This window comes from Streptomyces sp. T028 (assembly GCF_048159505.1).
Classification (GTDB): domain Bacteria; phylum Actinomycetota; class Actinomycetes; order Streptomycetales; family Streptomycetaceae; genus Streptomyces.
In genome coordinates this window covers 21,274-34,762 of sequence record NZ_JBLRVZ010000002.1, presented here as the reverse complement: position 1 = coordinate 34,762, position 13,489 = coordinate 21,274, and the positions used below count along the sequence as shown (strand labels likewise).

Annotated in this window: 10 protein-coding genes and 1 tRNA gene; 6 read left to right on the top strand and 5 right to left on the bottom strand. The window is 72.0% G+C overall.

Going from position 1 to position 13,489, the window contains the following annotated elements; genetic code table 11:
• Positions 1-5: 5 nt before the first annotated feature.
• Positions 6-2,330: an SCO7613 C-terminal domain-containing membrane protein gene (locus ACLZN2_RS01635; protein ID WP_416976498.1), complete on the bottom strand. Its 2,325-nt coding sequence runs from the start codon at positions 2,328-2,330 to the stop codon at positions 6-8.
• 102 nt (positions 2,331-2,432) lie between these two features.
• Between ACLZN2_RS01635 and ACLZN2_RS01630 the strand changes: the two genes are divergently transcribed.
• Together ACLZN2_RS01630 and ACLZN2_RS01625 are read left to right on the top strand one after the other, a co-directional pair.
• Positions 2,433-2,879 (top strand): SRPBCC family protein, encoded by a 447-nt coding sequence (locus tag ACLZN2_RS01630; RefSeq protein ID WP_416976497.1) that lies wholly within the window; start codon positions 2,433-2,435, stop codon positions 2,877-2,879.
• Positions 2,880-2,918: 39 nt separating this feature from the next.
• Positions 2,919-2,990 (top strand) — tRNA-Val (locus tag ACLZN2_RS01625).
• A gap of 189 nt (positions 2,991-3,179) precedes the next feature.
• On the opposite strand, the gene ACLZN2_RS01620 is transcribed toward ACLZN2_RS01625, so the two are convergent.
• Positions 3,180-3,905, bottom strand: coding sequence for a 3'-5' exonuclease (locus ACLZN2_RS01620; RefSeq protein WP_416976496.1), 726 nt, complete (start codon positions 3,903-3,905; stop codon positions 3,180-3,182).
• A gap of 215 nt (positions 3,906-4,120) precedes the next feature.
• Here ACLZN2_RS01620 and ACLZN2_RS01615 point away from each other — a divergent pair, with 215 nt between their 5' ends.
• The 3 genes from ACLZN2_RS01615 (at position 4,121) to thrS (ending at position 8,041) form a co-directional block, all read left to right on the top strand.
• Positions 4,121-4,687 carry a DUF4365 domain-containing protein gene (locus ACLZN2_RS01615; protein ID WP_416976495.1) on the top strand — a complete coding sequence of 189 codons (567 nt, stop codon included), beginning with the start codon at positions 4,121-4,123 and terminating at the stop codon, positions 4,685-4,687.
• A complete protein-coding gene (locus ACLZN2_RS01610) occupies positions 4,684-5,907 on the top strand; it encodes a hypothetical protein (protein ID WP_416976494.1) in 1,224 nt (407 codons plus the stop codon). The genes ACLZN2_RS01615 and ACLZN2_RS01610 overlap by 4 nt, the downstream gene beginning before the upstream one ends.
• A gap of 157 nt (positions 5,908-6,064) precedes the next feature.
• Positions 6,065-8,041 (top strand): threonine--tRNA ligase, encoded by a 1,977-nt coding sequence (gene thrS, locus ACLZN2_RS01605; RefSeq protein WP_416976493.1) that lies wholly within the window; start codon positions 6,065-6,067, stop codon positions 8,039-8,041.
• Positions 8,042-8,069: 28 nt separating this feature from the next.
• Here thrS and ACLZN2_RS01600 read toward each other — a convergent pair whose 3' ends face one another.
• Positions 8,070-8,738, bottom strand: coding sequence for an ion channel (locus ACLZN2_RS01600; protein WP_416976492.1), 669 nt, complete (start codon positions 8,736-8,738; stop codon positions 8,070-8,072).
• Positions 8,739-8,805: 67 nt separating this feature from the next.
• On the opposite strand from ACLZN2_RS01600, the gene ACLZN2_RS01595 reads away from it, so the two are divergent.
• Positions 8,806-9,363 carry an HIT family protein gene (locus ACLZN2_RS01595; protein ID WP_416976491.1) on the top strand — a complete coding sequence of 186 codons (558 nt, stop codon included), beginning with the start codon at positions 8,806-8,808 and terminating at the stop codon, positions 9,361-9,363.
• Positions 9,364-9,399: 36 nt separating this feature from the next.
• On the opposite strand, the gene ACLZN2_RS01590 is transcribed toward ACLZN2_RS01595, so the two are convergent.
• Both ACLZN2_RS01590 and ACLZN2_RS01585 read right to left on the bottom strand, forming a co-directional pair.
• The gene (locus tag ACLZN2_RS01590) at positions 9,400-11,052 is read right to left on the bottom strand and encodes a hypothetical protein (RefSeq protein ID WP_416976490.1); all 1,653 of its coding nucleotides are present in this window, start codon (positions 11,050-11,052) and stop codon (positions 9,400-9,402) included.
• 186 nt (positions 11,053-11,238) lie between these two features.
• Positions 11,239-13,431, bottom strand: coding sequence for an elongation factor G-like protein EF-G2 (locus ACLZN2_RS01585; protein ID WP_416976489.1), 2,193 nt, complete (start codon positions 13,429-13,431; stop codon positions 11,239-11,241).
• Positions 13,432-13,489 lie beyond the last annotated feature (58 nt).

Here is a 13,489-nt window from a genome sequence, read left to right as displayed (position 1 = left end):
GGCGGTCAGTTCATCCGCCCCAGGACCTCCCGCACCTTCCGGACGTCCCGCAGCCGCTGCTCGTACGTCGCCCCGAGCACGAGCAGCAGCAGTCCGGCGAGGGCGGGAGGCACCCAGCGGGGGAGCGCGTCGGCGACCTGGACGAGATACGGGGCGAGTTCGTGCAGCGCGTCCAGCACGAGCACCGAGCCGCCCAGCACCAGGAGCGCCTGGAGCCGGTGCCGGGCGCCGAGCAGGGTGACCAGCAGCGCCGCCGCGCCCAGCAGCAGGGGGCGGGTCCACTCCGGGTCGCCCCAGGCCGCGGCCAGGCTCGGCAGGAGCGTGGCGGCGAGCCCGGCGCCGTACGCCGTCCAGGACGAGACCTGTGGGTCGCGGCGCCGGCGCAGCGCGCCCACCAGCAGCGCGGGCACGGTGACCGGCACGGTGTAGGCCTCGGGGACGCCGACGCGCCAGGCCGCCAGCCGCACCCAGGCGGCCAGGAGGAACAGGACGACGGCCGCGTAGCCGACACGGCGCCGGTCCGGACGTACGGCCGTGCCCGCGGCGATCACCGCGCACAGGGACAGCACCAGGGCCAGCAGGGGCAGGTCGAGGACCGCGAGGCCGATGGCGACCAGGCCCGCGACGGCACCGGTGATCTCCGCCGCGAGTGTGGTGGCGGGGTCGGCGATCCGGGGCGCGAGCAGGGCCGCCGCCACCGGGACCACCAGGACCAGCAGGGCGATGTGCTCCGGCCGCCAGCCGGCCGAGGCACCCACCGCGCACGCCAGGGCCGTGGCGTACCCGAGGGAGGCGGCGGCCGACACCGGGGCGGGCCGCCCGCGCCGGGCGGCCGCCGCGAACACGGCGGTCAGCGAGGCCAGGACGGCCAGGGTCGCCGGCTCGGCGGCCAGGGAGAGGAAACCGAGGCTGAGCGAGGTCGCCACGGCGAGACCGGCCGCCAGGGGCGTGCCGAGCCACAGCAGTACCGGCACCAGCAGCCCGAGCGTCACCAGCCCCGCCGCATAGGGCAGTTCGAGCGCGGCCGGGAGGACGAGCGCCGCCGCCCAGGCCGGGACGAGCGCGTACGGACGCCACTGGGTACCGCCGCGGACCGCGAGGAGCGCGGCGACCACGACGAGCACCAGGGGAGCGGTGACCGAGTGCGGCGGCCAGAACGCGTCGGCTGTCGCCGCCGCCCGCGCGTCCCCGGGCGCTCCCGCCCAGACCCGGCCCAGCCACCCCGTCGGCGCCAGCAGCGCGACACCCGCCGCCGGCGCCGCCCACAGCACCGCGCCGCCCTGCACGGCGTACGAGGCGAGAACGAGGCCCCGGCGAACCGGCTCGGTGCCCCACGCGACGCCGAGCAGCGCGATTCCGCAGGCCAGACACGCGGGCACGACCCACTCACCGGGCAGCGACACCCGCAGCACACCACCGACGCCGGCGACCGCGCACAGACCGGCCACCACCGCCGTACCCGTGGCGAGCCCGGTCCGAGGCGTGAACCGCGCCACGCCCAGGGCGATCGCCGCCGCGAGGGAGAGGAGCGCCGCCGCCCGTGCGGCGGCGCCCGGACCGGTCGCCTCCAGTGAGAGCACGGCGGCCGAGAGAACGCCGTAACCGCCCACGGCGAACGCACACACCACGGCGACCGGCCGGACGGGCCGCACGGACACCCGCAGCGCGACCACGGCGTCGAACGCCGCCGTGAGCAGCAGAGCGGCCGTCACCGCGTACAGACCACCGCCTGCCGCGACCACCCAGAGCGGCAGCGCGAGTTGGCCGGTCACGAGGCCGGCCGGGCGGGGCAGGCGCAGCCCGTCGAGGGCCGTGCCGTACGCCGCCCAGAGCGCCGCCAGCGCCGTCGACGCGACCGCCGCGTACGTCACGCCGTCCGCCGTCGTGAACGCGACCTCGTACAGGGCGTAGACGTCCAGGACCGTGAGGGCGAGACCGAGACCCGCGACCGACTCGGCCGTCGAACGCAGCCCGCGCCGCAACAGCGCCACCGGCGCGCCCAGCACGGCCAGCGTGACCCCGCCCAACACCAGGGACCGGCCCATGATGCCCAGATGACCCCAGCTGACCAGGGTGAACACCATCGCCGCCACGGTGAGCAGGACGCCGCCGAGCAGCAGCAGGACGTTCTGCACACCGGGTGCGGTGGCCTCCGGCCGGGGGGCCGCGGACGGGGACGCGGGCAGGGACGCGGGCACGGGCCGCACCGGCTGGAGCACGGAGACCAGCCAGGCCCGGCGGGCCAGCAACTGGGCGCGCCGGGCGTCCAGTCGGTACAGCTCGGCATCGAGGAGCCGCAGTTCCTCGGCCGGTGGTGGAAGGGACGTCATGACTGGAGTGTGGGCCGCGTCACGTCGTACGGGCATGGGTACATGTACTCAGGCCGTACTCAAATGCCGTTCGGCGGGCCCCCGTACCGGCACACTCGGCCCATGGACTGGACCCGTTACCGCTTCCTGAGCCTGTGGGCCCTGCCCGCGCCGCCCGCCGCCGTATACGCCGAGCTGGAGCGGGCCGAGGACTATCCGCGCTGGTGGCGACAGGTTCGCGAGGTGACACGCCTCGACGACACCACCGGGGTCGTCCGCATCCGCTCGCTCCTGCCGTACGACATCACGTTCACCGCGAGCGAGACGCGCCGAGACCCGGCGGCGGGCGTCCTGGAGATCGCGATGACCGGCGACATCGAGGGCTGGGCCCGCTGGACGGTCACCGCCGGCGGCCCCGGCACCCTCGCCCACTACGAGCAGGTGGTCGACGTGCACAAGCCGCTGCTCAGGAGGTTCGCCGTACCCGGTCGCCCGCTGTTCCGGGCCAATCACCGGTTGATGATGCGGTCCGGGCGGCGCGGACTGGCAGCCCGTCTGCAAGCGGTTTGAAGGAAGCGTGCGGGGACCTGTATTGTTCACTGCGTTCCCGGGCGATTAGCTCAGTGGAAGAGCGCTTCGTTCACACCGAAGAGGTCACTGGTTCGAACCCAGTATCGCCCACCGGGAAAAAGCCGGTCCGCATTCCGCGGACCGGCTTTTCGCATCCCGGTCCCGTCCCGGCAGGTCGGGTGGTCGGGTGAAGTCCGCTGCGGTTCGCCTGCGCCCTGAAGGGGCGCGGGGAACTGCGCGACCGGCCACGACGGCGAGGCAGACAACCGACGGCACATCGCGGCACGTCCAGCGGAGCGCTCAGGCCGCCGCCGGCAGTTCCGGGCGTACCGGCCACGACGTGTCCACCGTCTCCGGGTTGCCGCTGCGCGCGAACCACGCCTGCAAGCCCCGCGCCTGGGCCGCGAACCACATCGCCTGCAGCGCGTGCAGGTCGGCGGGGGACAGCCGCTCCAGGCGGGCCGAGAAACGCCGGCCCACCGCGCGGACGACCTCCAGCGAGGCCAGCGCGTCCGCCGCCGCGTCATGCGCGTCGGACAGGGACACGCCGTAGTGCGCGCACAGGTCGGTCAGCGTGCGCCGCCCCTTGCGGTAGCGGTCCAGATGCTTGTCCAGGACCCGGGGGTCCAGCACCCGCAGCGGCGCCGGCTCCAGCCAGTGGCCCAGCGACGAGGCCCGGTGCCGACGCAGCTCGCGGTCCAGCAGGGTCAGGTCGAACGGCGCGTTCATCACGACCAACGGCCGTCCCGCCGCCGCCTGTTCGGCGAGCAGCTCGGCTATCTCGAACATCACAGGCGCCGGCCAGCGGCCGTTGCGCTGCAGATGGTCGTCCGTCAGCCCGTGCACCGCCGTCGCCTCGGCGGGCACCGGCACGCCCGGGTTCACCAGCCAGCGGCTCACCCGCGGCCGTACCCCCGGGGCATCCTGGACGACGAGGGCGGCCGACACTATCCGGTCGGCCTCCACGTCGACGCCCGTCGTCTCCGTGTCGAAAGCGGCCAGCGGGCCCTCGTACCAGTACGACATACCAACACAACCCCTCGTTCACCCACGGCAGCTGACGCACCGTCTTCTGCCCGTTTGGTGATACCCGGGCTGTTTGCGCCGTACGCCGGAAGGACACAACAGGAGTACGGGTCTTTGCAGTTCAGCGGCCCGCGGCGGGATTCACACCGAGGTTCACTCGGTATTTCGTACGGCCCGGTCGCGGGCATCTCACTTGTCGTGGAAGGCAGTTGGTCATGGCGATAGCGCAGCCCGAGCGGGGCGGGCTGCTGCCCGAACAGACGGGCCCCCATCGCGGCACACTCGCCACCACCGCCTGCATGGAGACATTGCAGGTCGGCTACTTGCACGCGGTCGCGGCGGCCGCCGGCTGCTCGCTGTCCCAGCCGTTCCCGGACAACGGCATCGACTGGCACGTCAGCCACAGCGCCCCCGGGCACACCGTGGACGACGAGGTCACCATCAAGGTGCAGCTCAAGGCCACCTACCAGATACCGCCCCGCCCTTCGGGCCGGTTCTTCTCCTTCACCCTCGACAACGACCACCTGCGCAAGCTCGCCCGCACCCCGGTGTCGGTGCACAAGATCCTGGTCGTGATGATCGTCCCCCGCTCGCAGGACCAGTGGCTGCGTGCCGGACACGACCGCCTCGACCTGCGGCACTGCTGCTACTGGGTCAATCTCGCCGGCCACCCGATCACCGGGCGGACCCGGACCACCGTGCGGATACCGACCTCACGCATCTTCGACGACCGGGCCCTGTGCGAGATCATGACGCGGGTCGGGACGGGAGGCAGACCATGACCCACCGGCCCCTCGACGAGCCCCTGAGGGCGGTACGGCCGCACCCGGAGCCCTGCTGGGACCGGGCCCCCGAGCCCGGCGAGGTCGACCCCGTCGTCCTCGGCGCCCTGCTGCGCCGGCACGGGTGGCAGCGGCGCGGCGGCGCCCCCGGACGCTATGGCCGGTGGACCCCACCCGGGCCCGGCGCGGGCGGCACGAGCCTGCTCGTCCCCGAGAGCCGGGCCTTCCCCGACAGCGACGACCTGCTGGGCGAGGCACTCCAGGCGCTCGCCCGCAGCGGCACGCCCTCCGCGCGCGAGGTGCTCGTCGGGCTCGCCGTGCCCAGCGACGAGATCCGCTGGTGGCGCGACACCCCGCACGGGCCCGCCGGAGCCGCTCCCTGGACCGTCGAGGAACAACTGCGCGGCGCCGCCCGCCAGATGCTCCTCGCCGGCGCCCTCGCCACCCGCGCGCGGGCCGGCTACTACGGCGCCCGGCACCGGCGGGCCGCCTCCGCGCTGCTCGACCAGGTCCTCGTCGGCTCCGGGACGGGCAGCCGCCGGCTGACCGCCTTCGTGCCGGCCGGCGCGGCCCGCCCTCTCGCCGTCCGCCTCCACCAGGCCCTCTACGCGGTTCGCGAGGCCATCGACTACCAGCGGGCCACCGGCGGCATGGACGCCTTCGACGGCGCTGTGGAGGCCGGCGCCAGCCGAGAGCTCACCGACGCTCTGATCGCCCTGGTCCGCGGCACCGAGGGCGCCCGTGTCGCCGTGGAATGGTCCCCGGCCGCCGGAGTGCCCGAGGACTGCGCCACCACCGAGCCCGTCGAGTTCTCGCCCGGCGACCTGCCCGTGCTGCGCGAGGCCGGCGCCCGCTATCTGCGCGAGGAGCCCGCCGTGTCCGTGCGGATCACCGGCACCGTGGTCCGGCTGCGCAGGTCGGGGCCGCGCGGCGAGGGCAGCGTACGGCTGCGGGTGCTCGCCGGCGCCGAGATCCCGGGCGTCCGGCTCACCCTCGACGAGGAGGACTACCGCATAGCAGGCCAGGCCCACCTCGTCGGACTGCCGGTGCGGGTACAGGGGCGGCTGGAGAGCAGGGGCGGCTTCCGCAGGCTCACCGGCGCGTGCGGGGTCGTACCGGTGCAGGTCGACGACGCCGAGCGGGACCGGCTGATGAAGTCCCTCCAGGAGCATCTCGACTTCTTCGAGGAGGCCTGCGGCGGGGAGTACGACGGGGACTGAGACCGCTCGGGGCAGGAGGGGACCGGGGCCGGGACCGCTGCGGGACGGCAGGGGACGGGGAATGATTTCGCGGTCGGTGGGTGCGGGTCGGTACGATCCCACTCATGCGCGCGCTCCCGGTATGGCGCCGCACCCCACCTGCAGTCAGGAGAGACCGGTGTCAGACGTCCGTGTGATCATCCAACGCGATTCCGAGCGGGAAGAGCGCACGGTGACGACGGGCACCACGGCCGCCGACCTCTTCGCCGGCGAGCGTTCCGTCATCGCCGCGCGCGTGGGCGGCGAGCTCAGGGACCTGTCGTACGTGCTCTCCGACGGCGAGGCGGTCGAGGGCGTCGAGATCTCCTCCGAGGACGGCCTGAACATCCTGCGCCACTCGACCGCGCATGTGATGGCCCAGGCCGTGCAGGAGATCTTCCCCGAGGCCAAGCTGGGCATCGGCCCGCCGGTCAAGGACGGCTTCTACTACGACTTCGATGTCGAGAAGCCGTTCACGCCCGAGGATCTCAAGGCCATCGAGAAGAAGATGCAGGAGATCCAGCGGCGCGGGCAGCGCTTCGCCCGCCGTGTCGTCACCGACGAGGCCGCCCGCGAGGAGCTCGCCGACGAGCCCTACAAGCTGGAGCTGATCGGCCTCAAGGGCTCCGCGTCCTCGGACGACGGCGCGGACGTCGAGGTCGGCGCCGGCGAGCTGACGATCTACGACAACCTCGACGCCAAGACCGGCGAGCTGTGCTGGAAGGACCTCTGCCGCGGTCCCCACCTGCCCTCCACCCGCCTCATCCCGGCGTTCAAGCTGATGCGCAACGCGGCCGCCTACTGGCGCGGCAGCGAGAAGAACCCCATGCTCCAGCGCATCTACGGCACCGCCTGGCCGTCCAAGGACGAGCTGAAGGCCTACCTCGACTTCCTCGTCGAGGCCGAGAAGCGCGACCACCGCAAGCTGGGCGCCGAGCTCGACCTGTTCTCCATCCCCGAGCAGATCGGCTCCGGCCTCGCCGTCTTCCACCCCAAGGGCGGCATCGTCCGCCGCGTGATGGAGGACTACTCGCGCCGCCGCCACGAGGAGGAGGGCTACGAGTTCGTCTACACCCCGCACGCGACGAAGGGGAAGCTCTTCGAGACGTCCGGGCACCTGGACTGGTACGCCGAGGGCATGTACCCGCCCATGCAGCTCGACGAGGGCGTGGACTACTACCTCAAGCCCATGAACTGCCCGATGCACAACCTGATCTTCGACGCGCGCGGCCGGTCCTACCGTGAGCTGCCGCTGCGCCTGTTCGAGTTCGGCACCGTGTACCGGTACGAGAAGTCGGGTGTGGTGCACGGCCTCACGCGCGCGCGTGGCTTCACCCAGGACGACGCGCACATCTACTGCACCCGTGAGCAGATGTCGGAGGAGCTCGACAAGACGCTCACTTTCGTCCTCGGCCTGCTGCGCGACTACGGCCTGGAGGACTTCTACCTGGAGCTCTCCACCAAGGACCCGGAGAAGTTCGTCGGCTCCGACGAGGTCTGGGAGGAGGCCACCGAGACCTTGCGCCAGGTCGCCGAGAAGCAGGGCCTCCCGCTCGTGCCCGACCCGGGCGGCGCCGCCTTCTACGGCCCGAAGATCTCCGTGCAGACCAAGGACGCCATCGGCCGCACCTGGCAGATGTCGACCATCCAGCTCGACTTCAACCTGCCGGAGCGCTTCGACCTGGAGTACACGGGTCCCGACGGCGCCAAGCAGCGCCCGGTGATGATCCACCGCGCTCTGTTCGGCTCCATCGAGCGGTTCTTCGCGGTGCTCCTGGAGCACTACGCGGGCGCCTTCCCGGCCTGGCTCGCCCCGGTCCAGGCGCTCGGCATCCCGATCGGCGACGCGCACGTGGAGTACCTGGAGAAGTTCGCCGCGGCCGCCCGCAAGCAGGGGCTGCGCGTCGAGGTCGACTCCTCCTCCGACCGCATGCAGAAGAAGATCCGCAACGCCCAGAAGCAGAAGGTGCCCTTCATGGTCATCGCGGGCGACGAGGACATGTCGAACGGCTCGGTGTCCTTCCGCTACCGCGACGGCTCGCAGGAGAACGGCATCCCGTTCGACGAGGCCATCGCGAAGATCGCGAAGGTCGTCGAGGAGCGGACGCAGGTCTGATCCGGTCGTGCGCGGGCCCCCGGGGAGTTCAGCTCTCCGGGGGCCCTTCGCCGTCGTCGCGGTCGCTCTCCAGCGAGAACACCTGGACCAGCCACGACGAGAACGAGCCCGTCACCGCGCCCAGCAGCGCCAGCCCGCACGCCATCAGGCCCACCGCGATCGTCCGGCCACCGGCCGTGACCGGGACGACGTCGCCGTAGCCCACCGTGGTCAGCGTCGCGCACGCCCACCACAGCGCGTCCGCGAAGCTGTGCATCTGCGTGCCCGGCGCCCCCCGTTCCCGGTCGTAGACGGCGAGCGAGCACGCGAAACCGATCAGGACCGTGGACAGCCCGGCATACGTGATCACGCGCGCGTACAGCGACAGCCGGGGTTCTCCGCGCCGGTGCTGGACGGCCTCGTACACCTTGACCACCCGCAGCGGGCGCAGCAGGGGCAGCACGACGACCACGGTGTCCAGCTTGTGCGTGGAGACGAAACGCAGCCCCTGTCCGCTGAACCGCCAGCGCACCGCGTAATCGACGGCGAACAACGCCCAGGTGAGGGACAACACCGCCGTGCACAGGTCCCGCCAGGCGTCCGGCAGACCCTGGGCGAGGACCAGGATCGCGTACATGGCGAGGAACAGCAGCGAGGCGAAGGCGAGGGGGATCTCGGTGCGCTGCTCCCAGCGTGCCTGACGGCTGACTTCGTCCATCGGCCCAGCTTGGCCTGCCGGGCTTTTCCCTCAACCCCGGCGACACGCCGCGAACGGGCGAAGCCATATGCTGCCTTGCATGACGAGTGAGCCGGAGCAGCAGATCGGAGTGGGGACGCAGGACGCGTTCCAGCGCCTGTGGACGCCCCACCGGATGGCCTACATCCAGGGCGAGAACAAGCCGACCGGCCCGGGGGCCGAAGACGGCTGCCCCTTCTGCTCGATCCCGGCGAAGTCCGACGAGGACGGGCTGATCGTCAAACGGGGCGAGCACGTGTACGCGGTGCTCAACCTGTACCCGTACAACGGCGGCCATCTGATGACCGTGCCCTACCGGCATGTCGCCGACTACACCGAGCTGACCGGTCCGGAGACCGTGGAGCTGGCGGAACTGACCAAGCAGGCCATGACGGCCCTGCGCACCGCGTCCGGCGCGCACGGCTTCAACATCGGCATGAACCAGGGAACCGTGGCGGGCGCGGGTATCGCCGCCCACCTCCACCAGCACATCGTGCCCCGCTGGGGCGGGGACACGAACTTCATGCCGGTGGTCGGCCACACGCGTGTGCTGCCGCAGTTGCTGGCGGACACGAGGAAGATGCTGGCCGAGGCCTGGCCTGTGTGACCGTGAGCGGGTCCGGGGGCTGCCGCCCCCGGGCGGCTACGCGTCGTAGGTGTCCGCCTTGCGGGGTGACACCTCCTGGACGCCGCCGCTCAGCACCGACGAGCGCGAGCTGAACTTCTCCAGGTCCACGTCGTGCTCCTTGAGGACCCTGAACGCGGCCCGGTGCACCGCGCGCAGCACCGGCGTGGCCGTGCGCAGCGCGTCGTCCGCCATGAAGCGGTGCCGCCAGGGCTGGTCCGCCCAGGCGTGCCGCAGGCCGAACGGCTCGGGCAGGCCGATCGAGCCGCCGAGCCACTTCAGCAGGGGCGGGTACCAGCTGATCGTGGCCCGCGCGGCCAGCCGGACCACCTCGTCGGTGGTGACCAGCGGCAGCTTGATCGTCCGCGTCTCCCAGAAGCGGACGGTCTTGGCGACCTCCTTGGTGGGGGCTTCCGGCTTGCCGCCGAACAGGCCGTTGACCGGGCCCAGGGCGTGTCCCGTGACCTCGATGCGCAGGGTCTCCTTCAGCACCGTCACGGTGACCATCAGGGTGAGGATCAGACTGCCGTTCCACAGGTGCGGCCACTGCACGCCCAGGTAGTGCCGGTTGCCGCTGTCGAACTGCTGGTTGTTGCAGATGTCCTCGATGGCCCGGGGCTTGAACTGGTACGCCTCGATGTCCGTGCCCTCGGGCCTGGACACCTCCTTGGCGCCCTCGCCGACATGCGTGACGACCCAGTGCCGTACCTGCGGCTCCGGGAAGCCGCCGGTCTTCAGCCGCTGCCGGTGCAGCACGGTCAGTTCCTCGTGGATCGCCCGGATCACCGTCCAGCTGCGGAACTCGTGGATGCCCTTGACCGGGTCGAGCGGGACCAGCTCCTCCGCGAGGTGCCAGGCGCCCCAGCGGGTGCCCATGCCGAGTATGCCCTTGGTGCCGGCGTAGAAGACCGAGTTGGACTGCTGCTCGGCGCTGAGCCGGGCCAGGGACTGGCGCAGCTGCTCGGCCGCCGCCTGGTCGGGGCTGGTCGGTACGGCCTCGGGGACCTTCGCGCCGACGCTGCCGCCGGACAGCAGCCCGTCCCAGCGCTCGCGCAGGTCCTTCGCAGTGGTCTCGCAGATCCGCTTGGCGAGGAACCAGCCGGCGACCGGGGCCACGATGCACCCGCGCGCGTACCACCCCCAGAAGCCGGTGAACGGCATCCGGACCAGGAAGATCACCGCGAGGGCGGCGACGGCGACGAGCAGGCCGGTGCCGAGCCCGGAGATCCGCTTGTTGTCCGTCTTGGCCATGCCGGCCCGGAGTTGGAAGACGAGCAGCCACACCAGCAGGCCGGGCAGGAACAGCACCCCGCACAGGAGCATGATGCCGGTCAGTTTGGTGTCGCGCTGCCGCCTGATGCGGGTGGCCGCGAGACAGTGCTCGACGACGACCTGGGGCTCGCTGCCGAAGGACTGGATGAGCGGCTTGCGGCCGACGCCCAGCATGCGGTCGATCACTGCCTGGGAGTACGCCTCACCGAAGTTGGGCCGGAAGATCTTCGCCCACTTGCGGCCCTCGTTGACCGTCGACTGGTGCCATTCGTTGTCGGCCTTCTTGATCTCCTCCATCGGGGTGTCCCGGTAGGCCGCCGAGGCGAGCGCGAACGTCGGGCCCTGCCCCGCTCCGCCCGTCCGGGGCACCTGTGGCCCGAAGAAGTCCTCCACGGTCATTCCCGCCCCCACTCGCCGCCGTCCCGCTCCTGCGGCCTTCCCGACTTCCGTACTCCGCACACCTGTTGATCAGGTCATCAGCGTATCCCCAGCCACCGACATCCGTCGGCGGACGGCCGAAGCCGCCCGCCGAACCGGAGGATCACCTTCCTCCCTGGTCACTTGAGACTGCCGGAGCCTCAATCCCTAGCTTGCCTCCGCCTGTTGGCGGACCCTCTCGGCCACCTGCGGTGGCATCGGCTCGTGCCGGGCGTACACGCGGTGGAAACGCGCCGTACCGTGCGACAGCGAGCGCAGGTCGACCGCGTACCGGCCGATCTCGATCTCGGGCACCTCGGCCCGTACGAGCGTGCGCCCGCCGGCCGTCTGCTCGGTGCCCAGCACCCGCCCGCGCCGCCCCGACAGGTCGCTCATCACGGCGCCCACGTAGTCGTCGCCGACCAGCACGCTCACCTCGGCCACCGGCTCCAGCAGATGGATCTTCGCGTCGGCCGCCGCCTCTCGCAGCGCCAGCGCCCCGGCCGTCTGGAACGCGGCGTCGGAGGAGTCCACCGAGTGCGCCTTGCCGTCCAGCAGCGTGATCCGCACGTCGACCAGCGGATGCCCGCCCACGACGCCCTTGGCCGCCTGCGACCGGACGCCCTTCTCGACGGACGGGATGAACTGCCGCGGCACCGCGCCGCCGACGACCTTGTCCACGAACTCGATGCCCGAGCCTCCCGGCAGCGGCTCCACCTCGATCTCGCAGATCGCGTACTGGCCGTGCCCGCCGGACTGCTTCACATGCCGACCGCGCCCGGCCGACCGGTCCGCGAACGTCTCCCGGAGGGAGACCCGGTGCGGCACGACGTCGACCTGGACGCCGTAGCGGGCGCGCAGCCGCTCCAGGGCCACGTCGGCGTGCGCCTCGCCCAGGCACCACAGCACCACCTGGTGGGTGTCCTGGTTCTGCTCCAGGCGCATCGTCGGATCCTCGGCGACCAGCCGCGCGAGGCCCTGCGAGAGCTTGTCCTCGTCGGGCTTGCTGTGCGCCTGGATGGCGAGCGGCAGCAACGGGTCGGGCATCTGCCAGGGCTCCATGAGGAGCGGGTCGTCCTTCGCGGAGAGCGTGTCACCGGTCTCCGCGCGGCTGAGTTTCGCCACGCACGCGAGGTCGCCCGCGATGGCGTGCGTCAGCGTCCGCTGCTGCTTGCCGAAGGGCGCGGACAGGGCGCCGATGCGCTCGTCGACGTCGTGGTCCTCGTGGCCGCGGTCGGCCAGACCGTGCCCGGAGACATGGACCGTCTCGTCGGGGCGCAGGGTGCCGGAGAAGATCCGCACCAGCGAGACCCGGCCGACGTACGGGTCGGACGACGTCTTCACGACCTCCGCGACCAGCGGCCCGCCGGGATCGCACAGCTTCAGCTCGCGCGGCCTGCCGTCGACCGTCGTCACCTGCGGCGCCTCGCGTTCCAGAGGCGTCGGGAAGCCTCTGGTGACCAGCTCCAGCACCTCGACCGTGCCGATGCCCTGCCGGGCGCCGTCGGCGGCGGGCGCGGCCGCCAGGACGGGGAAGAACGTGCCGCGCGCGACGGCCCGCTCCAGGTCCTCGATCAGTGTCCTGACGTCGATCTCCTCGCCGCCGAGATAGCGGTCCATGAGGGTCTCGTCCTCGCTCTCGGCGATGATCCCCTCGATGAGCCGGTTACGGGCCTCCTCGAGGTCCGGCAGCTGGTCCTCGCCCGGTTCGGACTCCTTGCGCTCGCCGGATGAGTAGTCGAACAGCTTCTGCGACAGCAGTCCGGTCAGCCCCGTCACGGGCGCGTGCCCGTCGGGCGCCTGCGGGCCGTGCAGCGGCAGGTACAGCGGGAGCACGGCGTCCGGGTCGTCGCCGCCGAACGCCTCCGCACAGACCCGGGTCATCTCCCCGAAGCCGCGGGCCGCCTCCAGGTGCGTGACGACGATCGCGCGCGGCATGCCGACCGCCGCGCACTCCTCCCAGACCATGCGGGTCGAGCCGTCCACGCCGTCCGAGGCCGAGACGACGAAGAGGGCCGCGTCCGCCGCGCGCAGACCGGCCCTGAGCTCCCCGACGAAGTCGGCGTATCCGGGGGTGTCCAGTAGGTTGATCTTGATGCCGTCCCAGTCGACCGGCACCAGGGAGAGCTGTACGGAGCGTTGCTGCCGGTGCTCGATCTCGTCGTAGTCCGAGACGGTGCCGCCGTCCTCCACGCGGCCCGCCCGGTTCACCGCTCCCGCCGTCAGCGCGAGAGCCTCCACCAATGTCGTCTTGCCCGAACCGGAGTGGCCGACCAGCACCACATTCCGTACGGACGCGGGATGGTCGGCCGCCGTAGCCCTGCCGGCGGCTCCGGGGTGTGTGTTGGCCTTGTCGCCCATTTCTTGCCTCCCGTGCACGGTGAGGTCATCGGGGGCGCGGGCACGACGGCCCCGCGTG

Coding starts and splice junctions, on each gene's coding strand:
- ACLZN2_RS01635 (WP_416976498.1), bottom strand. CDS start 2,330: ATGACGTCCCTTCCACCACCGGCCGAGGAACTGCGGCTCCTCGATGCC.
- ACLZN2_RS01630 (WP_416976497.1), top strand. CDS start 2,433: ATGGACTGGACCCGTTACCGCTTCCTGAGCCTGTGGGCCCTGCCCGCG.
- ACLZN2_RS01620 (WP_416976496.1), bottom strand. CDS start 3,905: ATGTCGTACTGGTACGAGGGCCCGCTGGCCGCTTTCGACACGGAGACG.
- ACLZN2_RS01615 (WP_416976495.1), top strand. CDS start 4,121: ATGGCGATAGCGCAGCCCGAGCGGGGCGGGCTGCTGCCCGAACAGACG.
- ACLZN2_RS01610 (WP_416976494.1), top strand. CDS start 4,684: ATGACCCACCGGCCCCTCGACGAGCCCCTGAGGGCGGTACGGCCGCAC.
- ACLZN2_RS01600 (WP_416976492.1), bottom strand. CDS start 8,738: ATGGACGAAGTCAGCCGTCAGGCACGCTGGGAGCAGCGCACCGAGATC.
- ACLZN2_RS01595 (WP_416976491.1), top strand. CDS start 8,806: ATGCTGCCTTGCATGACGAGTGAGCCGGAGCAGCAGATCGGAGTGGGG.
- ACLZN2_RS01590 (WP_416976490.1), bottom strand. CDS start 11,052: ATGACCGTGGAGGACTTCTTCGGGCCACAGGTGCCCCGGACGGGCGGA.
- ACLZN2_RS01585 (WP_416976489.1), bottom strand. CDS start 13,431: ATGGGCGACAAGGCCAACACACACCCCGGAGCCGCCGGCAGGGCTACG.